This window comes from Stenotrophomonas sp. Steno-Z10-BAI, assembly GCF_056393115.1.
On sequence record NZ_JBWJOZ010000010.1, the window covers coordinates 40,024 to 59,241 of the forward strand.

The following is a 19,218-nucleotide window of genomic DNA, read 5'->3' on the forward strand; positions in this document are numbered from 1 at the left end:
ATTATCGACATGTTGAAGATCGACAACCTCCACGCACGCATCGGCGACAAAGACATCCTCAAGGGCCTCTCGCTGGACGTGAAGCCCGGCCAGGTGCACGCCATCATGGGCCCCAACGGCGCCGGCAAGTCCACCTTGGGCAATGTCCTGGCCGGCCGCGACGGCTATGACGTGAGCGAAGGCAGCGTGCAGTTCGAAGGCCGTGATCTGCTCGAGCTGGCGCCGGAAGAACGCGCCGCCGCCGGCCTGTTCCTGGCCTTCCAGTACCCGGTGGAAATCCCCGGCGTGAACAACACCTACTTCCTGCGCGCCGCGCTCAACGCCCAGCGCAAGGCGCGCGGCGAGGAAGAACTGGACTCGATGCAGTTCCTCAAGCTGGTCCGCCAGAAGCTGGCCGTGCTGCACCTGAAGGACGAGCTGCTGCACCGCGGCGTCAACGAAGGCTTCTCCGGTGGCGAGAAGAAGCGCAACGAGATCTTCCAGCTGGCCGTGCTCGAGCCGAAGCTGGCGATCCTGGATGAAACCGACTCCGGCCTGGATATCGACGCGCTCAAAAGCGTGGCCGACGGCGTGAACGCGCTGCGTTCGCCGGACCGTTCCTTCATCGTGATCACCCATTACCAGCGCCTGCTCGATTACATCAAGCCGGACGTGGTGCATGTGCTGGCCGATGGCAAGATCGTGCAGAGCGGCGGCCCGGAACTGGCCCTGGAACTGGAAGCCCATGGCTACCACTTCCTGAAGGACCGCGTGGTGCCGGAGGCAGCGGTCTGATGAGCGCCCTGCTCGATTCCCTCGCCAGCGGCTTCTGCGGCAGCGATGCACGTCGCGCCGAGCTGGATGCCGCCCTGCAGGCCGGCCTGCCCGGCCCGCGCACCGAAGCCTGGAAATACACCTCCCTGCGCCAGCTGGAGCGTCGCAGCTTCCAGCCCGCCCCGCTCGCCCCGGCCATGGTCGATGCCGCCCTGCTGGCCGACATCCCGTCGCCGCGGCTGGTGTTCGTCAATGGTCGCCCGTCCGGCGCGCTGAGCGATGTCGCTGCAGTGCCGGCCGGTGTGCAGCTGGCCACCCTGTCCTCGGCACTGGCCGCGGGCGATGAAGCCGCTCGTTTCCTCGGCCGCCGCTTCGAGCGCAGCGAGGAAGTGTTCGCCCGCCTCAACGCCGCGCTCGCCGATGAGGGCGTGCTGCTGCGCGTGGAAGCAGGCGTGCAGGTCGAGGCGCCGCTGCAGCTGGTGTTCATCAGCGTGGCCGGCGATACCGACCTGTCCTGGCACCACCGCCACCTGATCGAGCTTCGTGCTGGCGCTGCGCTGGGCGTGGTCGAGCACCACCTGCATGTCGGTGATGCCGCGCACCTGGACAACACCCTGGTGCACGTCCATCTGGCGCAGGATGCGGTGCTCTCGCACGCCCGCGTGCAGGCCGATGCCACCCGCGCCACCTCGCTGCTGCGCACCGACGCCGTGCTGGCCCGTAACGCGCAGTACCGCCGCATCGATCTGGAGCTGGGCGCCGCGCTGAGCCGCCATGAGCTCAACGTCCGCCTGGAAGGCGACAACGCCCAGCTGACCGCCAACGGCGTGCTGCTTGGCAACGGCCGCCGCCATATCGATACCCGCCTGGGCATCGAGCACATCGCGCGTGATACCGCCTCGGAAATGGTCTGGCGAGGCGTGGCGGCCAACCGCAGCCGCGTGGTCTTCCACGGTGGCATCCACATCCGCGAAGGCGCCGATGGCACTGACGCCAACCTGTCCAACAAGAACCTGCTGCTCTCCGCCGATGCCGAGATCGATACCCAGCCCACGCTGGTGATCGATGCCGACGAAGTGAAGGCCGCCCACGGTGCCACGGTCGGTCAGCTCGATGCCAACGCGCTGTTCTACCTGCGCTCGCGTGGCCTGCCGGCCGATCGCGCGCAGCAGCTGCTGAGCGCGGCGTTCTGCCATGAACCACTGAACGCCCTCGACGCGCGCCTGACCGAGCAGCTCACCGCCCAGCTCGACCGTGCGCTGGCCCTGGCGGGCGTGGCATGAACCTGTCCACGCCGCGCCCGGTCGCCGATACCGGCGCCGCACCCGATTGGGACCGCGTGCGCCTGGACTTCCCGCTGTTGATGCGCGAAGTGCACGGCAAGCCGCTGGTGTACTTCGACAACGCCAACACCGGCCAGAAGCCGGTGCAGGTGATCGGCGCGGTGGACGAGTTCTACCGCCGCTACAACGCCAACGTCAGCCGTGCGGTGCATGCGCTCGGCACCGAAGCGACCGATGCCTACGAAGGCGCACGCAACAAACTGGCGCGCTTCCTCAACGTGCGCGCCAGCGAGCTGGTGCTGTGCAGCGGCACTACGTTCGCGATCAACCTGGTCGCCTATTCGTGGGCACTGCCGCGGCTGAAGGCCGGCGATGTCATCTTGGTCTCGCGCATGGAACACCACGCCAACATCGTGCCGTGGCAGCTGGTCGCCCAGCGCACCGGCGCGACGATCCGCGTGGCCGAGATCACCCCGGAGGGCGCATTGGATCTGGATGCGCTGCGCGCGGCCATGACCCCCGAGGTCAAGCTGCTCGCGGTTGCCCACGTCTCCAACGTGCTGGGCACGGTCAACCCGGTCCGCGAGATCTGCCGCGAAGCCCGCAAGCGCGGCATCATCACCGTGGTGGACGGCTCGCAGGCGGTGCCGCACCGCAAGGTCGACATCCCCGCGATCGGCTGCGACTTCTATGCCATCACCGGCCACAAGATGTGCGGCCCGACCGGCACCGGCGCGCTGTGGGCCAGGCGCGAGCATCTCGATGCCATGCCGCCGTTCCTCGGCGGAGGCGAGATGATCAAGGAAGTCAGCTTCGAGGGCACCGTGTTCAACGATGCCCCGCACAAGTTCGAGGCCGGCACCCCGAACATCGCCGGCTTCATCGGCTTGGGCGTGGCGGTGGATTACCTCGAGTCATTGGGCCTGGAGCACGTGGAAGCCCGCGAAGGCGAGCTGTTGGCGCACTTCACCGAAGAGCTGAACAAGATCGACGGCCTGCGCATCTTCGGCACCACGCCGGACAAGGCGGCGGTGGTCTCCTTCCTGGTGGACGGCGCGCATTCGCACGATCTGGCCACCCTGCTCGACCTGGAAGGCGTCGCCGTCCGCTCGGGCCAGCATTGCGCGCACCCGCTGCTGCAGTACTACGGCGTCGCCGCGACCTGCCGCGCCTCGCTGGCGTTCTACAACACGCATGACGAAATCGAGCGCTTCATCGTGGCGCTGAACAAGGTGCGCAAGCTGCTGGGCTGAGTCCGCCCCCGTCTGTGCCTCACCGGAACGCCGTGGCCTGCCACGGCGTTTTTCGTTCCCGGCTGCGGTCGTTTCCGTCCCGGCCCCGGCCAGCCTAAAATGGCCGCATGAGCACACTCACCTACCGCGCCGCCACGTTGGCCGACATCCCCGCCCTCGTCACCCTGGTCACCTCCGCCTATCGGGGCGATGCCAGCCGCGCCGGCTGGACCACCGAGGCCGACATCCTCGATGGCGCCCGCATCGACCCGCAGGGTCTTCAGGCAGACATCGAGCGCCCGCGCAGTACCATCCTGCTGGCCGAGCGCGGGGGCCAGCTGCTGGCCTGCGCCCATATCGCCGATGACCAGGGCAAAGGCTACTTCGGCATGTTCTCGGTGGACCCGACCCAGCAGGGCGGCGGCATCGGCAAGCAGGTGATGCTGGCCGCCGAAGCCCACGCCGCGCGCGAGTGGGGCGTGCCGGTCATGCAGATGACGGTGATCGACATCCGCGACGAGCTGATCGCCTTCTACGAACGCCGCGGCTACCAGCGCACCGGCATCAAAAAGCCCTTCCCGTATGGCGATGAACGCTTCGGCATCCCCAAGCGCGACGATCTGCGCTTCGAGATCCTGGAAAAGGCGCTGGCGGTGCCGGCGTGAGCGACACCTGGACCTTCGTCTGCGCCAGCGCCGAGCTGCTGCCCGGCGAGATGAAGAGCACTTTCGATGAGGTGACCGGCACGCCGATCGTGGTGTTCAACCTGGACGGCGAGCTGTACGCGCTGGAAGACCAGTGCACCCACGACGAGTTCGAGCTGTCCTCGGGCACCTTCGATACCACCGAGGCCAGCATCGAGTGCGTCCTGCACGGGGCCCGCTTCGACATCCGCGACGGGGCCGCGCTGTGCGCCCCGGCCTACTCGCCGGTCGCGAAGTTCCCGGTCAAGCGGGAACACGACGCCGTCTGGGCCCGCGACGACCGCGACTGATCCGGGCTGAACGTCGGCGTTTTGAAAACGCGAATTGTTCCTATTACCATAGGCATTGCGGCCACCCGGCCGCTCCTGCCCGGTAAGCCGTGTCCGCCAACCGCTCCGTCCTTGGTATCGCCGCCCTGTGGGCCACGTTCTGCGTGGTGCTGCTGGCCTGCGGCTGGCTGAGCGCCGGCGGTTCCGGTAACGCCGGGCGCTCCCCGGCGACGGGCCAGACCCCGGCGATAGTGGACGCCGGCAGCACGCTTCGGGTCACCGCGCCCACCGCGCCCGCGCCTGCGCCGGAGCTGCCGTTCGCCGAGCCCAGCCTGACAGCCGAGACCGGCCCAGACCCCGAGGCCGGCCACCCGGCCGTGCTGCCTCGCCTGAGCCGCGGGCCGTGGGTCGCGCGGGTGCCGCTGTGGCGCGCCGACGCGCTGCGTTGGCAGCGGCTGGAACCCTCGCTGCGGCTCAACCCCGGCCACGCGCCTCCCTACGCCTGATCCCGGCGTCGACGCTGCTGCGCGTCGATGCCCGCCACGCCTGCGTCACCGCGCCGCCGTCGGCCGCCTGTCCGTTTTCCCCACCTGCCTCCGCTCCGCCGTGACCGCCGCGTGCCGTCCGGCCTTCGTCCGTCTTCCCAGGAATCACCATGACCGTCCGCCCGACTCCGTTGTCGTCCGCCCTGCTGCTGGCCATCGCCGCCCCCGCCATCGCCCATGCAGAGACCGACGCTGCCGCCGATCCGCAGCGCGCCACCGAACTGGACGGCGTGGATGTCCACGGCGAGCGCGTCCGCGCGCAGTCTTCCAAATTCACCGCACCGCTGCTGGATACGCCCAAGTCGGTCAGCGTGATCTCCCAGCAGGTGATCGAGCAGACCGCCGCCACCACCCTGCTCGATGCGCTGCGCACCGTGCCGGGCATCACCTTCGGTGCCGGCGAAGGCGGCAACCCGACCGGCGACCGGCCCTTCATCCGCGGGTTCGATTCGGCCTCGGACATCTATGTGGATGGCATCCGCGATGCCGGCAGCCAGACCCGTGAAGTGTTCGCCATCGAGCAGATCGATGTGGTCAAGGGCCCGAGCTCGGCCTACTCCGGCCGCGGTTCGGCCGGCGGCACCATCAGCCTGGTCAGCAAGACGCCCAAGCTGGAGGACTTCGTGTCCGGCAGCCTGGCCGCCGGCACCGACAGCTACCGCCGCGGCACGCTGGATGCGAACCAGGTGATCGGCGACGGCATCGCCGCCCGTTTGAACATCATGAAGCACGATGCCGACGTGGCCGGCCGCGATGAAGTGAACAGCAGCCGTTGGGGCATCGCGCCGTCGCTGGCATTCGGCCTGAACGGCCCGACCCAGGCGGTGATCAGCCACTACCACATGGAAACCGACGACCTGCCCGATGCCGGCGGCTTCCCGTACAACAACCCGTTCACCAGCGGCCCCAACGTGGCGCTCAACGGTGACGGCAGCCCGATCGTGACCAACCGCGATGCGTTCTATGGCCTGGTCGACCGCGACTTCCAGAAAACCAAGGCGGACATCACCACGTTGAATCTGTCGCATGATTTTGGCGGCATCGTGCTGCGCAACATCACCCGCTACGGCGATACCCGCAACGATTACCTGTGGACCCAGCCGGACGACAGCAAGGGCAACCCGAACCTGTTCGGCACCGTCTGGCGCCGTACCAATGCACGCGCCACGCAGACCGACAGCTTCGTCAACCAGACCAGCGTGACCGGTGAGCTGGAAACCGGCCCGCTGCGCCACAGCTTCAACGCCGGCGTCGAGTACAGCAGCGAAAAGACCGTGCGCGGCACCTATGCGATCGCCGATGTGCGCCGCCCCAATGGCCAGACCACCGCAGGCACCAACAACCCGCTGACCGCCAACCAGAGCTGCCCGACCACCGGCGCCGCCACCGGCTACAACTGCACCGATCTGACCAATCCGAATCCGAACGATCCGTGGTCGGCCACCCATACCGTCACCCGCAGCGATCCGGCCCGCGATGTGCGCCAGACCACCCGCACCAAATCGGCGTATGTGTTCGACACGATCAGCTTCAGCGAGCAATGGATGTTGAACCTGGGCGCGCGCTTGGACGACTACAACACCCACCAGTTCAACCCCACTGCGGCGGCCAACCTGCAGCACCTGCGCAACGACACCTCGTTCTGGAACGGCCAGGCCGGCCTGGTGTTCAAGCCGGTGGAAAACGGCAGCATCTACCTCTCCTGGGGCACCTCCTCCACCCCGGTCGGCGTGGACGGCGGCGACGGCGCCGACGGCATCAGTGCCACCATCCAGGATCTCAAGCCGCAGCGCAGCCGCAACATCGAGCTGGGCACCAAGTGGGATCTGTTCGATGCCCGCCTGTCGCTGACCGGTGCGATCTTCCAGACCGAAATGAGCAACGCGCGCGTGACCAGCGATGCAGGCACCACGCAGAACGCAGGCACCAAGAAGGTCAAGGGCGCCGAGCTGGGCTTCAGCGGCACGATCGTGGAGGGTTGGCAGGTCTTCGGGGGTTACACCTACCTGGATGCGGTGGTCGAGGACAACGGCTTCGCGCTGGTCAACGGCGTCTACGTGCCCTCGCCGTTCAACGGCAACGCGTTCCCCAACACCGCCAAGCACAGCGCCAGCCTGTGGACCACGTGGGCGCCGTCGTTCGTGCCGGGCCTGAGCCTGGGCGCGGGTGCCAACTACGTGGACAAGGTCTACGGCAACGTCAACAACACCAAGTGGGTGCCCTCCTACACCCGTTGGGATGCGATGGTCGGCTACGCCTTCAGCGAGCGCTACAGCCTGCAGTTGAACGTGCAGAACCTGACCAACAAAACCTACTTCACCAAGGCGTACGCTTCGCACTACGCCGCCATCGCGCCGGGTCGTTCGGCCACGCTGGCCTTCAATTTCACGTTCTAAGCGATGCCCCCCTCCCGCGCGCTCGTGCGGGAGGGGCTGGAGCCCACCATGCTGCTGCACATCCCCGACGTCCTCACCGCCGAGCAGGTCACCCAGGCCCGCCAGCAGCTGGCCACGGCCGGCTGGACCGACGGCCGCCTGACTGCGGGCTACCAGTCCGCGCAGGCCAAGCACAACCTGCAGTTGCCCGAGTCCGACCCGGCCGCGCGAGCGGTTGGCTCGGCCATCCTCGATGCGCTGGGCCGCAACAGCACCTTCTTCTCGGCCGCCTTGCCGCGTCGCATCTTCCCGCCGCTGTTCAACTGCTATCAGCCGGGGCAGACCTTCGGGTTCCATGTCGACAACGCGGTGCGCTACGACTACACCGTTGCGGGCCAACCACAGCCGATACGTACCGACCTGTCAGCCACGTTGTTCCTGAGCGATCCGGACGAGTACGAGGGCGGCGAGCTGGTGATCGAAGACACCTACGGCAACCAGCGGGTCAAACTGCCAGCCGGCCACATGGTGCTGTACCCGGGCACCAGCCTGCACCAGGTCACCCCGGTCACCGCCGGCACGCGGCTGGCCTCGTTCTTCTGGATCCAGAGCATGCTGCGCGATGACGGCCAGCGGCGCCTGATGTGGGATCTGGATGTCTCGATCCGCCGTCTCACCCATGACCACCCCGAACACCCCGCGCTGGTGAACCTGACCGGCGTGTATCACAACCTGCTGCGGCAGTGGGCCGATGTCTGAGGCCCCCTTGGCTGCGCTCGACGTGGCGGCACTGGCCGAGCAGCTGCGGCACGATCCGGCCGCCGCACTCGCCACCCTGGAAGCTACCGCACAGCGCGGCGATCCGCAGGCGCAGTGCCTGCTCGGCCAGGCGCGGATGGAAGGACGCGGGATCGCGCCCGATGCCGCCGCCGCCGTGCTCTGGTTCGAGCGCGCCGCCAATGGTGGCCTGGCGATCGCCATGAACATGCTTGGCCGTTGCCATGAACTCGGCAGCGGCACGCCGGTCAATCCGGTGCTCGCGGCGGTCTGGTACCGCAAGGCCGCGCAGGCCGAATTGGACTGGGGCCAGTACAACCTGGCCAACCTGCTGGCTACCGGGCGAGGTGTGGCCCGCGACGAACGCGCTGCGTTCGCGCTGTATCTGCGCGCCGCGCGGCTCGGCCATGCCAAATCAATGAATCTGGTCGGTCGCTGCCTGGAGGACGGGATCGGCGTGGCGGCCGATCCGGCTGCGGCACCGGCCTGGTATCGGCGCGCGGCCGAGGCCGGCGACTTCCGCGGCCAGGCCAGCCATGCCTCGTTGCTGCTCGCCGCCGGGGAAATCGACGCTGCGGCGCAGTGGCTGCGACGCGCACTTGCCCACGGCAGTCCGTCGTTTCTGGCTCACCTGCGCCCCACCTTGGCGGCCTCGCCCCATCCCTCGATCCGGGCGCTGGTTGCCTGATTGCAAAGGCTGACGTACCTGCAGGCGCAGAATCATTAATCATTCTCATTTGCGTCCGCTAACGAATCTCACCTACAATCCCGCCGCGTTGCCGGTCGGCTGATCGACTGGCCGCTTCGACAGGGGCTCGTCTTGCGCCATCCACACCGCCATCGCAGCTTTGCTCCCGCCATGCGCGGGCGGCAGCAGGCGTTGTCGACCGTGCTGGCGTGGTTGGGCCTGTTGTCGCTGCTGCTGGCCGGCCTGCCGGTACTGGAGCGCGTTGCCCCCGGCAGCACCGTGATGGTCCTGCAGATGCCGATGGACGAGCGCCCGGCCGGCGGTGGCGAGACCACCCCGCAGGAAGAAGCCCCGGCCAAGCCGCGCCGGGTCGCCAGCGCACGCCCTGCTTCCACGCCACCGCCGCAGCCGTCGCTGCCACCGGTCGTGGAATCGCTGGATGCGCTGATGGCCACCCTGGTGGCACAGCCGCCGCGGGTCGTGCCCGCCATTGATTCGGCACCGGCCACGCCGCTGCCTGCCGCACCCGGCCTGCGCGTCCAGCGCGGCCAAGCCCCACCGCAGGGCTGATCCACACGGCCGGCGGCGCCATTGCGCCCCGCCCGGTCACGCACGTTCTGCCCGTTCCGGGCCTTCCTGATTCCTGCGCGTGCTGCCGCCCTGCGGCCTGCCATGTCGCGTCCGCGTTCTCCTTTTCGAGGTTACCCCCATGGCCCAGCGCCATCGTCGTCGCACGTCCCTGTCCCGCTGCACCCTGTCCATCGCCCTGCTCGGTGCGCTGAGCGCCCCGGCCTTCGCCCACGGCGACGCGGCCGGCCCGACCACGCTGGACAAGGTGGTCGTCACGGCCGCCGGCTTCGAGCAGAAGATCGCCGATGCCCCGGCCAGCATCAGCGTGATCAGCCGCGAAGAGCTGAGCAAGCGCCCGTACACCAGCCTGGTGGATGCGCTGCGCGACGTGGAAGGCATCGACGTGGGCATGGAGCCGACCGACAAGAACGGCCGCGCCACCATTTCCATGCGCGGCATGCCGTCGGACTACACCCTGGTGCTGATCGACGGTCGCCGCCAGAGCAACGCCGGCAACCTGTACCCGAACAACTTCGGCGGTGGCCAGTTCTCCTACATGCCGCCACTGGATGCGATCGAACGCATCGAGGTGGTGCGCGGCCCGATGTCCACGCTGTACGGCTCCGATGCGATGGGCGGGGTCATCAACATCATCACCCGCCGCAACCAGACCGAGTGGCATGGCGCGGTCACCCAGGGTTTCACGGTGCAGCAGGACGACCAGTTCGGTGATGCACGCAGCACCGATGTCTACCTGAGCGGCCCGCTGATCAAGGACCGCCTGGGCCTGTCGGTGCGCGGCAGCTACTACGACGCCAAAGCCTCCAACCCTGAATGGGACGATCTGCCGCTGCCGGACGGCACGCTATGGTCGCGCAGCATCGGCTTCGGTGCCGGCGGCAAGGCGGTGGCCAACACCAACTGGAACACCGGCCTGCGCCTGAACTTCATCGTCAATGACGACCACGAGCTGTGGCTGGACTACGACGTGTCGCGCCAGAAGTACGACAACAGCGAAGGCCAGACCGGCACCCTGGACAGCCTGGCCAGCCTGTGGCGCGTGGGCAATGCCACGATCCCCAACCCGAACGGCACCGGCAACGTTACCCGCCGCGTGGTGCAGCCGCGCGTGGGTTACACCGCCTACCAGCGCTATGAGCGCGACCAGCTGGCACTGACCCACCAGGGCCGCTATGAATTCGGCACCTGGCAGACCACGCTGACCCACATCACCAGCAACAACCTCGGCCGGTCGCTGCCGCTGACGCTGGATGAGCGCGCCGATCTGCAGGGCCTGTGGAACGACGTCTGCCGCCGCACCGGCGTCGCCGCCAACTGCGCCGCCAGCGCACGCAACGGTCTGGCTGCGCTGAACCCGGCCGAGATGGCGCGCCTGCAGGCCTTCCTGCCGCGCCCGCTGCGCACGATGGAACTGAAGGGCAACGTGCTGGACACCATGCTCGATCTCACCTTCGGCGCGCACAAGCTGACCGTCGGCGGCCAGTACAACGATACCGACATGATCGACGGCGTGTTCGGCATGGACGGCGCCGGCTACAAGAACAACGTGAAGCAGCAGCACCGCATGTGGGCGCTGTTCGCCGAGGACAACTGGTCGCTGACCGACACCCTGACCGCCACGGTCGGCGTGCGCTATGACGACCACAACATCTTCGGCAGTCACGTCAGCCCGCGCGCCTACCTGGTGTGGAATGCCAACGATGCCTGGACCGTCAAGGGCGGCGTCAGCACGGGCTACAAGACCCCGCGTCCGGACCAGCTGTTCCCCGGCATCGTCGGCTTCGGTGGCCAGGGCGTGATCCCGCTGGTCGGCTCGCCGAATCTCAAGCCCGAAACCAGTACCAACTACGAAATCGCCGCGTACTACGAAGGCGATCGCTGGGGCTTCAACCTCACCGGCTTCCTCAACAAGTTCGACGACAAGATCGCCAGCGGCGGCACCTTCGCCAACTGCGAAGTCGCCCCGAACGATGGCAGCTACTGCGTGGATATCGGCCCGGGCTGGGCCGAGCTGGGCTACAGCACCTTCGGCCAGAGCGTGAACATCGACAAGGCCGAGACCCGCGGTGTGGAAGCGGCGGCCCAGGTGGATCTGCTGGACAACCTGCAACTGCGCGGCAACTACACCTGGACCAAGAGCGAGCAGACCAGTGGCACCGGCAAGGGCCTGCCGATCACCGGCAACCCGGCCAGGCACATGGCCAATGCCAGCCTGAACTGGCAGATCAGCGAGGCGGTGAGCCTGTCGCTGATCGGCGAAGGCCGCTACGACCGCTACCGCGACACGCTGGTCAGCAACGTGGGCGGCGTGAGCAGCTCGCAGACCCGCTATTACGAGGACTACACCATCTTCCACCTCGGCGGCAGCTGGGATATCAACAAGTGGCTGACCGTCAACGCGCGGGTCAACAACCTGTTCGACAAGAACTTCGTCTCGCAGTCCTGCGTGCTGATCAGCGAGAGCGACTACAGCTGTGTGGATGACTATTCCACCAAGGATCAGCGCCGCAGCTACTGGATCTCATTGAACGCCAAGTTCTGAGGCACACCGCCGCGGCGTCCTGGTGACGCCGCCGCGGGCCTTGACCTCGGGCAGCGCGCCGACAACGGAACGCTGCCTTCTTTTTGCAGAAATTGCGAATCATTCTCATCAATGGTGTAATTCGCCCCTCAGTACTCTCTCTCCCGACCGTGGCCACCAGCGCTCCCTCTTCCAGCGTGCAACAACAACGCCGCGGCTTCTGGCTGCGCACGCTGCACCAGTGGCACTGGATCAGCTCGGCGGTGTGCCTGATCGGCATGCTGCTGTTTGCCGCGACCGGCATCACCTTGAACCACGCGGCCAGGATCGAAGCCAAGCCGGAGGTGGTCAGCCGCCAGCTGGCGCTGCCTGCCGAGCTGCTCGGCAAGCTCGGCGGCCGCGCCGACGGCAATGCTCCTCTGCCCCGCGTGGCCAGCCGCTGGCTGGATGCGCAGCTCGGCATCTCGATCGGTCGCCGCCCGGCCGAATGGTCCGATGGCGAAATCTATCTCTCCATGCCCAGCCCGGGGGCCGACGCCTGGCTGAGCATCGACCGCGAAACGGGTGACGTGGAGTACGAATCCACCGCGCGCGGCTGGGTGTCCTATTTCAACGATCTGCACAAAGGGCGTAATGCCGGGCCAGCCTGGGGCTGGTTCCTGGATATCTTCGCCGTGGCCTGCCTGGTGTTCTGCATCACCGGCCTGTTCCTGCTGCACCTGCATGCCCGCCAGCGCCGCATGACCTGGCCGCTGGTCGGCCTGGGCCTGCTGATCCCGCTGCTGATCGCCCTGATCCTCATCCACTGACCGTCCCTTCCGGAGCCGCACCATGCGCGTCACCCTGACCATCGCCCTGAGCGGCCTGCTGGCCACCTCGCCGGCCTATGCCACCACCCTGGACATCAACGTCGAGGTGCCCAAGCTCAACGTGGCCGAGTACCACCGCCCGTATGTGGCCGTGTGGCTGGAAGGGGCCGACCAGAAGGTCGCCGCCAACCTCTCCGTCTGGTACCAGCAGACCGGCAACGCCGAAGGCCATGGCACCAAGTGGCTGCCCGACCTGCGCCAGTGGTGGCGCAAGAGCGGGCGCACGCTGGAGGTGCCGGTGGACGGCGTGACCGGCCCGACCCGCCCGGTCGGCAAGCACGCGCTCTCCTTCAGCGACAAGCAGCCGGCGCTCAAGGCGCTCGCCCCGGGCAACTACACCCTCGTGGTGGAAGCGGTGCGCGAAGTCGGCGGCCGCGAACTGCTCAAGATCCCCTTCACCTGGCCGGCCACGTCCGCCCAGTCCGGCAAGGCCCAGGGCGCGACCGAACTCGGTCTGGTCACCCTGTCCGCCAAGCCCTGATCCCCCCATCCACCTGGAGTTTTTCGATGAAGCGCACGCTCGTCCTCGCCGCCGCCATGGCCGCCGCACTTCCGTTCTCCGCCCTGGCCCACAAGGCCTGGCTGCAGCCCTCGCAGACCGTGATCGCGGGTACCAACCCGTGGATCACCGTCGATGCGGCGGTCTCCAACGACCTGTTCTACTTCAACCACGTGCCGCTGCGCCTGGACAACCTGGTCATCACCGCGCCGGACGGCAGCACCGTGCAGCCGCAGAACGCGGCGACCGGCAAGTTCCGCAGCGTGTTCGATGTCGAGCTGACCCAGCAGGGCACCTACCGCCTGGCCACGATCAACAACGGCCTGTCGGCCAGCTGGGAAGAAGACGGCAAGCCCAAGCGCTGGCGTGGCACCCCCGCCACCTTCGCCACCGAAGTGCCGAAGAACGCCAGGAACCTGCAGGTCTCGCAGTCGGTGGGTCGCGTGGAAACCTTCGTCACCAACGGCACGCCGAACGACACCGCGCTCAAGCCGACCAACCAGGGCATCGAGATGATCGCGCTGGCCCACCCGAACGATCTGGTCGCCGGTGAAGCCGCGCGCTTCCGCGTGCTGGTCGACGGCAAGCCGACCGCCGGCCTGGCGTTCGAGATCACCCGCGGCGGCACCCGGTACCGCAACGCGCAGGACGAGATCAAGGTCAGCACCGATGCCAAGGGCGAGTTCGCCGTCACCTGGCCGGAAGCGGGCATGTACTGGCTGGAAACCGGCACCGAAGACAGCAGGACCTCGATCAAGGAGGCCAAGAAGCGTCGCCTGAGCTACGTGGCCACGCTGGAAGTGCTGCCCGAGTAACGGCCTTCGGCGCGGCCGCTGCACGCGCCGTCCACCTCATCGCGCCCCCGTCGACACGACGGGGGCTTTTCACCCGACGCAGTCCGGCCATCGGGCTTACTAGGCCCGACGTGCCCACCCCATGAACAACCTGGATCTCGACATCGCCAGCCTCGGCGGCCACACCATGGGCACCACCTGGCAGGTAAGGCTGGCCGTCGCGCGCAGCCGCGACCTGCACCCGCTGCACGCCGGCATCCAGACGCAGCTGGACGCCATCGTGGCGCAGATGAGCACGTGGGAAGCCGACAGCGATATCGCGCGGTTCAACCGCGCCTCCGCCGGTGAGTGGCAGGCGCTGCCGCCATTGTTCGACACCGTGATGCAGTGCGCGCTGGACATCGCACAGCGCAGCGGCGGCGCCTTCGATCCGACCATCGGCCCGTTGGTGGCCTTGTGGGGATTCGGCGCGCAGGCGCAGGCCCGGCGCATTCCCGATGCGGCCGCCCTCGCCGCGACCCGTGCGCGGTGTGGCTGGGAACGGCTGCAGTGGCAGCCCGGCCGCCTGCTGCAACCCGGCGGGTTGGCGCTGGATCTCTCGGCGATCGCCAAGGGATTTGGTGTCGACCAGGTCAGCGCGTGGCTGCGCCAGAACGGCGTGCGCGCAGCGCTGGTGGAAGTCGGCGGCGAGCTGCACGGGTTCGGCCAAAAGCCCGACGGTCAGCCGTGGCGCGTGCTGGTGGAATCGGCCCCGGAAGACGATGCACAGGCAGAGCATCCGCCGCGCGTGCTCGCGCTGAGGGATCGGGCGGTGGCCACCTCCGGTGATCGCTGGCATCACTTCGAACAGGGCGGCGAGCAGTTCAGCCACACGCTGGATCCGCGCACCGGTGCACCGGTCACGCGCGCTGCGGCCGCGGTCACCGTGGTCGCCGCCAGCGCCATGCAGGCCGATGCCTGGGCCACCGCATTGACGGTGATGGGCCCCGGCGAGGGCATCGCATTTGCGCGCACCCATGCACTGGCCGCCCGCGTTGTCAGCCGGGGTGCGCACGGTATCGAGGAACACATGAGCCCTACATTCGAACAGCTGCTCGCCGACGACCGCGCAGGCGCGGCATGAGCCTGCGTCCTTCCCGTGCCTGGCTGGGCAACCTGGCGGTCATGCTGTTGCTGGCGGTCATCGCCTGGGCGCTGCTGCGCCTGCATCTGGGTGAGGCGTGGTGGCAAAGCGCCCCCTTGGCCTCGCAGTGGCGCTGGGCCGCCGGCAGCCTGGTGCTGTATGCGGCGTTCTGCACGCTGATCTGGTGGCGCGGGCGCGCGCGCGAAGACCACGTCGCCGATCCCGGATCCGCACCGATCCTGCTGGTCTGGGCGAGCCAGACCGGCTTCGCCCAGCAGCTGTGCGAACGCAGTGCGGAGGCGTTGCGCGCTGCCGGCTTGCCGGTCCGCATCCGCGCGCTGCATGCGGTGACCGCCGAGCTTCTGCAGCGCAGCGGGCAGGTGCTGTTCATGGTCAGCACCACCGGCGAAGGCGATGCGCCGGATCATGCCCTGCCCTTCCTGCGCAAGGTGATGCCACAGGCGCTGGAACTGCCACAACTGCAGTACGGCGTGCTGGCGCTGGGGGATCGCAGCTACGGGCATTTCTGCGCCTTCGGTCACCAGCTGGATGCCTGGCTGCGCCAGCACGGCGCGCATCCGCTGTTCGATACCGTGGAGGCAGACAACGCCGACCCCGGCGCACTGCGCCACTGGCAGCAGCTTCTCGGCCAGCTCGGCGGTGACGCCACCGAACTGCCGGACTGGGCCCCGGCCGAGTATCTGCCGTGGCAACTGCAGGCGCGGCATCTGGAAAACCCGGGCAGCCCGGGCGCACCGACGTACCGCATCACGCTGGTGCCCTCCGATGGCGTGCTCCCGGCGTGGCAGGCCGGCGACGTGGTCGAGATCGGGCCGCAGCATGCACCGGCCGACGTCGAGGCGTGGCTGCGAAATACCCCGTGGAAGGGCGATATGCTCATCGATGGACGGCCGCTGCGCGCACATCTCGCGCGGGCGCATCTGCCCGGTGATGGGGAACTCCCGACGTTTGCCGACGCAGACGCACTGGTCGCCGCGTTACGTCCGCTGCCGCACCGCGAGTACTCCATCGCCAGCCTGCCTGCCGAAGGCCAGGTACAGTTGCTGCTGCGCCGGCAGCTGCGTCCTGATGGCACCCCGGGGCTGGGCAGTGGTTGGCTGTGCGATCACGCTGCGCTGGAGGGCCGCATCGATCTGCGCTTCCGCAGCAATCCCAATTTCCACGGTGTGCCGCCGGCAACGCCGCTGATCCTGATCGGCAACGGCACCGGCATCGGCGGCCTGCGTGCCCACCTGCGCGAGCGCATCAGCGCCGGCGCGCGCCGCACCTGGCTGCTGTTCGGCGAGCGCACGGCCGCGCACGATTTCTTCTTCGGCGACGACCTGCGCGCCTGGCAGCGCGACGGCTGGATCGCGCGTCTGGATACGGTGTTCAGTCGAGACGGTGGCGAACACCATTACGTGCAGGACCGGCTGCAGGCGCAGATCCACACGCTGCAGCAGTGGGTGCACGACGGTGCCACGATCCTGGTCTGCGGCAGCCTGCAGGGCATGGCCCCGGCGGTGGATGCGGTGATCGAGCAGGCGCTGGGACGCGACGGAAAAGAAGCGTTGATCGTGGCCGGGCGCTACCGGCGCGACGTGTACTGAGGGTTGCCTGCAGGCCCTCAGGCGGTGCGGCCACCCGCACTGACACGGATCGCCAGCAACTCGCCGCCGCCGTGCAACGCGAACCGGCGGCGCTCACCGGCCGCCAACCAGGCGGTATCACCGGCGGCCAGCGGTGCCAGCGACGGCTCGCCCTCAAACTCGGCCTGGCCGGCCAGCAGGTGAATCGCCCACGCCGCCGCGGGTTCGGTGAAGAAGAACATGCTGCCCACCAGCGGCCGGTGCAGAAGCTCGGCCTGCACGGCATCGCGCCGCCACATCAGATTGAAATCGTGGGTCACCCCGTCGATCAGTTCGCCGGTCACCTTCGCTTCGCCCGCAAACCGCAGGCGGTCGTGCGGCGGCATCAGCGTATGCAGCGTGCCATCGGCGAAGCGCAGGTGCAGGCCTTCGCCACGCAGCAGCACCAGCTCGCGGTCGACGCCGGGAAAGGCCGAGAACGCGGCGTCCTGCTCGATCTCGGCGATCGACAGGCGCACCTGCCAGTCGTCGTTGTCGGGCAGCCGCAGGATCTCGCGGGTCCAGCCCAGGCCGTTGCGCCAGCGTTCGCGGCGGTATTGGAAGGACGGAATGACGCGGCTGGCCGCGCTCAGGACAGTATCGGTCGACATGGCGCTAGTGTGCCTGAGCCGACGTACCGCAGTCCTGTCAGGACACGCCGCCGCAATCGGGTTCCAGCAGGCGCGAACGCGCCAGCCAGTCCTTGTCGGGGTAATACGCGAACACCATCGTGCCGCCGCGCAGGCTGTCGATCAGGGGCCGCGCCACGGACAGCCGCACGGCGGGGCACCCCAGGCTGCGGCCCAGCCGGCCCTGCAGGCGCGCGATCGCCGGATTGACGTAGGGCGCACCGTGGATCACGATCGCGCGGTCGCGGGCATGGTCGTTGAAACCCGGCTCCAGCCCTTCCAGGCGCAGCGAATAGCCGTTGCCGCCCATGTAGGTTTCCTTGGCGGTGAACGCGCCCAGGCTGGACATGAAGCTGCCGTCCTTGTTGGAGAAATGCTGGGTGCGGTTGTCACCGCTGTTGCGCCCATGCGCGACCCACTCTTCGAACAGCAGCCGCTGGCGCGTGAGATCGAAAATCCACATGCGCGGTTCGGTCGACGGCCGCGAGTAATCGATCACGCTCAACTTGCCCGGGTCCACGCCGAGCTCCGGCCGGCGCAACGCACAGCGCATCGCGCGGGCCGCCAGCTGCAGGACGTGCTTGTCCGCCGCAGGGGCGGCTTTGGCCAGCATCTCGGCCATCTGCACCGGACTCGCCTCCGGGGCCGGCGCGGGGCTGGCCGCGCCCGCCGTGGCGGACGCGATCAGGCCGCAGAAGGCGGCAGGCAGCAATTTCACAACGGGCATGGGCAGCTCACCAGGCGCAGGCAACCCTTACAACGTGGACCCACCGGCATCGGATTCCAAGACAGGCTGCAGGTTCTGTTCATCGGCCACCGGGCGAACGGCCGGCAGGCTGGTCACCAGCAGCGTGGTGCCGGGCACCAGCACGCTGTACAGCTGTTCGGCGAATTCCGGCGGCAGCGCCATCGGCAGGCTCGGCGTGGCGAGCAGGTCCGGGGTGGCATTGGCGGCAGTCTGGCCCAGCAGCGGGTAGGCGGTCCAGCGGTGCAGCGGGCGGTGCGGGTCCAGCGGGCTGGGGTTGTCCTGGTAGCCCTGGCCCATCACGAACAACGTGGTGCCCTCGAACGCCGGCAAGGCCTTGGCCTCCAACCGCGACTCGCCGATCAGCACGCCATCGCGCAGCACGTACAGGCGCTGGTCGTGCAGGCTGACCAGGATGCCGACCTGGCCGGCCGGTGCCGCCGCATCATTCCAGTAGTGCGCGGGTGCGTCGGTGCTCTCCACCAGCGGCGTGCCGGTGCTGCTGACCGGCGCCAGCACGGCCGGATAGGCCAGCGTCATCGGCGCGCTCTTGGCATCGGCCACCACCACGGTATCGCCACGGTGGGTTTCGCCGAACAGCTTCTGCGCGAACGCCTGTGGCAGCCGCACGCAACCGTGCGAGGCCGGGTGGCCCGGCAGGCTGCCGCCGTGCAGCGCGATGCCATCCCAGGTCAGGCGCTGCATGTAGGGCATCGGCGCGCTGTTGTAGAGGTTGGACTTGTGGTCCTTGTCCTTCTGCAGGATCGTGAACACACCCGTCGGGGTTTCATGCCCGGTCTTGCCCGAGCTGATCGTGCTCATGCCGATCGCGATGCCGTTTCGGTACACGTAGGCGCGCTGCTCATCGAGGCTGACCACCAGCACGATCGGGCCGGCGGGGGAGATCTCCGGATGCCAGAGGAATTCACCGGGCTTGAGATCGGTCGGGCCACGCGGGGCCTCGGTCGTCTTGTTGGCCGTCGGCGCACTGTTGGCGGCGGTGGCGGGAAGCATCCCGGTCGCCAGCAGCGTCCCGAGTGCCAGACTCAACAGCGTGCTGCGTACTGCCATGTCGTGCATCCATTCGAAGAGATGCCGCCACGCTACACGAACTGCCTGCATGCGTTCGCGAAAACCACGCGCAGCCCTGCTGCCGGTTTTCGTCCGCCCCAAAAAGTAATTGCCCGGCCACA

General features: G+C 68.2%; 19 protein-coding genes. 16 read left to right on the plus strand and 3 right to left on the minus strand.

What is annotated here, in order from left to right:
* The first annotated feature begins 9 nt into the window (after nt 1-9).
* The 16 genes from sufC (at nt 10) to AC06E9_RS18610 (ending at nt 16,633) form a co-directional block, all read left to right on the plus strand.
* Nucleotides 10-774, plus strand: coding sequence for a Fe-S cluster assembly ATPase SufC (gene sufC / locus AC06E9_RS18535; RefSeq protein ID WP_259261285.1), 765 nt, complete (start codon nt 10-12; stop codon nt 772-774).
* Entirely contained in the window at nt 774-2,036 is a 1,263-nt protein-coding gene (sufD, locus tag AC06E9_RS18540) for a Fe-S cluster assembly protein SufD (protein ID WP_282263171.1), read from the plus strand. The genes sufC and sufD overlap by 1 nt, the downstream gene beginning before the upstream one ends.
* Nucleotides 2,033-3,289, plus strand: coding sequence for a cysteine desulfurase (locus AC06E9_RS18545; RefSeq protein ID WP_121043210.1), 1,257 nt, complete (start codon nt 2,033-2,035; stop codon nt 3,287-3,289). The genes sufD and AC06E9_RS18545 overlap by 4 nt, the downstream gene beginning before the upstream one ends.
* Nucleotides 3,290-3,396: 107 nt before the next feature.
* A complete protein-coding gene (locus AC06E9_RS18550; protein ID WP_478056585.1) occupies nt 3,397-3,933 on the plus strand; it encodes a GNAT family N-acetyltransferase in 537 nt (178 codons plus the stop codon).
* Nucleotides 3,930-4,262 carry a non-heme iron oxygenase ferredoxin subunit gene (locus tag AC06E9_RS18555; RefSeq protein ID WP_121043206.1) on the plus strand — a complete coding sequence of 111 codons (333 nt, stop codon included), beginning with the start codon at nt 3,930-3,932 and terminating at the stop codon, nt 4,260-4,262. The genes AC06E9_RS18550 and AC06E9_RS18555 overlap by 4 nt, the downstream gene beginning before the upstream one ends.
* Nucleotides 4,263-4,351: 89 nt before the next feature.
* On the plus strand, nt 4,352-4,747 hold the full coding sequence (locus tag AC06E9_RS18560; protein WP_478056586.1) for a hypothetical protein: 396 nt from the start codon (nt 4,352-4,354) through the stop codon (nt 4,745-4,747).
* Nucleotides 4,748-4,896: 149 nt separating this feature from the next.
* Nucleotides 4,897-7,182: a TonB-dependent receptor gene (locus AC06E9_RS18565; RefSeq protein ID WP_478056587.1), complete on the plus strand. Its 2,286-nt coding sequence runs from the start codon at nt 4,897-4,899 to the stop codon at nt 7,180-7,182.
* 48 nt (nt 7,183-7,230) lie between these two features.
* Nucleotides 7,231-7,920, plus strand: coding sequence for a Fe2+-dependent dioxygenase (locus tag AC06E9_RS18570; RefSeq protein ID WP_121043200.1), 690 nt, complete (start codon nt 7,231-7,233; stop codon nt 7,918-7,920).
* Complete coding sequence (locus AC06E9_RS18575; RefSeq protein ID WP_478056588.1) at nt 7,913-8,626, plus strand: tetratricopeptide repeat protein; 714 nt, start codon at nt 7,913-7,915, stop codon at nt 8,624-8,626. The genes AC06E9_RS18570 and AC06E9_RS18575 overlap by 8 nt, the downstream gene beginning before the upstream one ends.
* 132 nt (nt 8,627-8,758) lie before the next feature.
* Nucleotides 8,759-9,196 (plus strand): hypothetical protein, encoded by a 438-nt coding sequence (locus AC06E9_RS18580; RefSeq protein WP_147433921.1) that lies wholly within the window; start codon nt 8,759-8,761, stop codon nt 9,194-9,196.
* 139 nt (nt 9,197-9,335) lie between these two features.
* On the plus strand, nt 9,336-11,759 hold the full coding sequence (locus AC06E9_RS18585) for a TonB-dependent receptor domain-containing protein (protein WP_478056589.1): 2,424 nt from the start codon (nt 9,336-9,338) through the stop codon (nt 11,757-11,759).
* 149 nt (nt 11,760-11,908) lie between these two features.
* Nucleotides 11,909-12,547: a PepSY-associated TM helix domain-containing protein gene (locus AC06E9_RS18590; protein ID WP_478056590.1), complete on the plus strand. Its 639-nt coding sequence runs from the start codon at nt 11,909-11,911 to the stop codon at nt 12,545-12,547.
* 22 nt (nt 12,548-12,569) lie between these two features.
* Complete coding sequence (locus AC06E9_RS18595) at nt 12,570-13,088, plus strand: DUF2271 domain-containing protein (RefSeq protein WP_121043192.1); 519 nt, start codon at nt 12,570-12,572, stop codon at nt 13,086-13,088.
* Nucleotides 13,089-13,114: 26 nt separating this feature from the next.
* Nucleotides 13,115-13,921 carry a DUF4198 domain-containing protein gene (locus AC06E9_RS18600; RefSeq protein ID WP_121043190.1) on the plus strand — a complete coding sequence of 269 codons (807 nt, stop codon included), beginning with the start codon at nt 13,115-13,117 and terminating at the stop codon, nt 13,919-13,921.
* Nucleotides 13,922-14,042: 121 nt separating this feature from the next.
* Nucleotides 14,043-15,023, plus strand: coding sequence for an FAD:protein FMN transferase (locus tag AC06E9_RS18605; RefSeq protein WP_478056591.1), 981 nt, complete (start codon nt 14,043-14,045; stop codon nt 15,021-15,023).
* Nucleotides 15,020-16,633, plus strand: coding sequence for a sulfite reductase subunit alpha (locus tag AC06E9_RS18610; RefSeq protein ID WP_478056592.1), 1,614 nt, complete (start codon nt 15,020-15,022; stop codon nt 16,631-16,633). The genes AC06E9_RS18605 and AC06E9_RS18610 overlap by 4 nt, the downstream gene beginning before the upstream one ends.
* A 17-nt stretch (nt 16,634-16,650) precedes the next feature.
* On the opposite strand, the gene AC06E9_RS18615 is transcribed toward AC06E9_RS18610, so the two are convergent.
* From AC06E9_RS18615 to AC06E9_RS18625, 3 genes are read right to left on the minus strand one after another with little or no spacing between them, the layout of a single operon-like run.
* Nucleotides 16,651-17,262, minus strand: coding sequence for a HutD/Ves family protein (locus AC06E9_RS18615; RefSeq protein ID WP_478056593.1), 612 nt, complete (start codon nt 17,260-17,262; stop codon nt 16,651-16,653).
* Nucleotides 17,263-17,299: 37 nt separating this feature from the next.
* Nucleotides 17,300-18,007, minus strand: a complete 708-nt coding sequence (locus AC06E9_RS18620; RefSeq protein WP_121043182.1) for a murein L,D-transpeptidase catalytic domain family protein — start codon at nt 18,005-18,007, stop codon at nt 17,300-17,302.
* 27 nt (nt 18,008-18,034) lie between these two features.
* Entirely contained in the window at nt 18,035-19,096 is a 1,062-nt protein-coding gene (locus AC06E9_RS18625; protein WP_152153528.1) for a L,D-transpeptidase, read from the minus strand.
* Between the last annotated feature and the right edge of the window lie 122 nt (nt 19,097-19,218).

Excerpts from the sequence above, each read along its gene's own strand:
- AC06E9_RS18625 (WP_152153528.1), bottom strand. The coding sequence starts at position 19,096 with ATGGCAGTACGCAGCACGCTGTTGAGTCTGGCACTCGGGACGCTGCTG.
- AC06E9_RS18550 (WP_478056585.1), top strand. The coding sequence starts at position 3,397 with ATGAGCACACTCACCTACCGCGCCGCCACGTTGGCCGACATCCCCGCC.
- AC06E9_RS18595 (WP_121043192.1), top strand. The coding sequence starts at position 12,570 with ATGCGCGTCACCCTGACCATCGCCCTGAGCGGCCTGCTGGCCACCTCG.
- AC06E9_RS18620 (WP_121043182.1), bottom strand. The coding sequence starts at position 18,007 with ATGCCCGTTGTGAAATTGCTGCCTGCCGCCTTCTGCGGCCTGATCGCG.
- AC06E9_RS18610 (WP_478056592.1), top strand. The coding sequence starts at position 15,020 with ATGAGCCTGCGTCCTTCCCGTGCCTGGCTGGGCAACCTGGCGGTCATG.
- AC06E9_RS18585 (WP_478056589.1), top strand. The coding sequence starts at position 9,336 with ATGGCCCAGCGCCATCGTCGTCGCACGTCCCTGTCCCGCTGCACCCTG.
- AC06E9_RS18570 (WP_121043200.1), top strand. The coding sequence starts at position 7,231 with ATGCTGCTGCACATCCCCGACGTCCTCACCGCCGAGCAGGTCACCCAG.
- AC06E9_RS18565 (WP_478056587.1), top strand. The coding sequence starts at position 4,897 with ATGACCGTCCGCCCGACTCCGTTGTCGTCCGCCCTGCTGCTGGCCATC.
- AC06E9_RS18575 (WP_478056588.1), top strand. The coding sequence starts at position 7,913 with ATGTCTGAGGCCCCCTTGGCTGCGCTCGACGTGGCGGCACTGGCCGAG.
- sufD (WP_282263171.1), top strand. The coding sequence starts at position 774 with ATGAGCGCCCTGCTCGATTCCCTCGCCAGCGGCTTCTGCGGCAGCGAT.
- AC06E9_RS18545 (WP_121043210.1), top strand. The coding sequence starts at position 2,033 with ATGAACCTGTCCACGCCGCGCCCGGTCGCCGATACCGGCGCCGCACCC.
- AC06E9_RS18615 (WP_478056593.1), bottom strand. The coding sequence starts at position 17,262 with ATGTCGACCGATACTGTCCTGAGCGCGGCCAGCCGCGTCATTCCGTCC.
- AC06E9_RS18605 (WP_478056591.1), top strand. The coding sequence starts at position 14,043 with ATGAACAACCTGGATCTCGACATCGCCAGCCTCGGCGGCCACACCATG.
- AC06E9_RS18600 (WP_121043190.1), top strand. The coding sequence starts at position 13,115 with ATGAAGCGCACGCTCGTCCTCGCCGCCGCCATGGCCGCCGCACTTCCG.
- sufC (WP_259261285.1), top strand. The coding sequence starts at position 10 with ATGTTGAAGATCGACAACCTCCACGCACGCATCGGCGACAAAGACATC.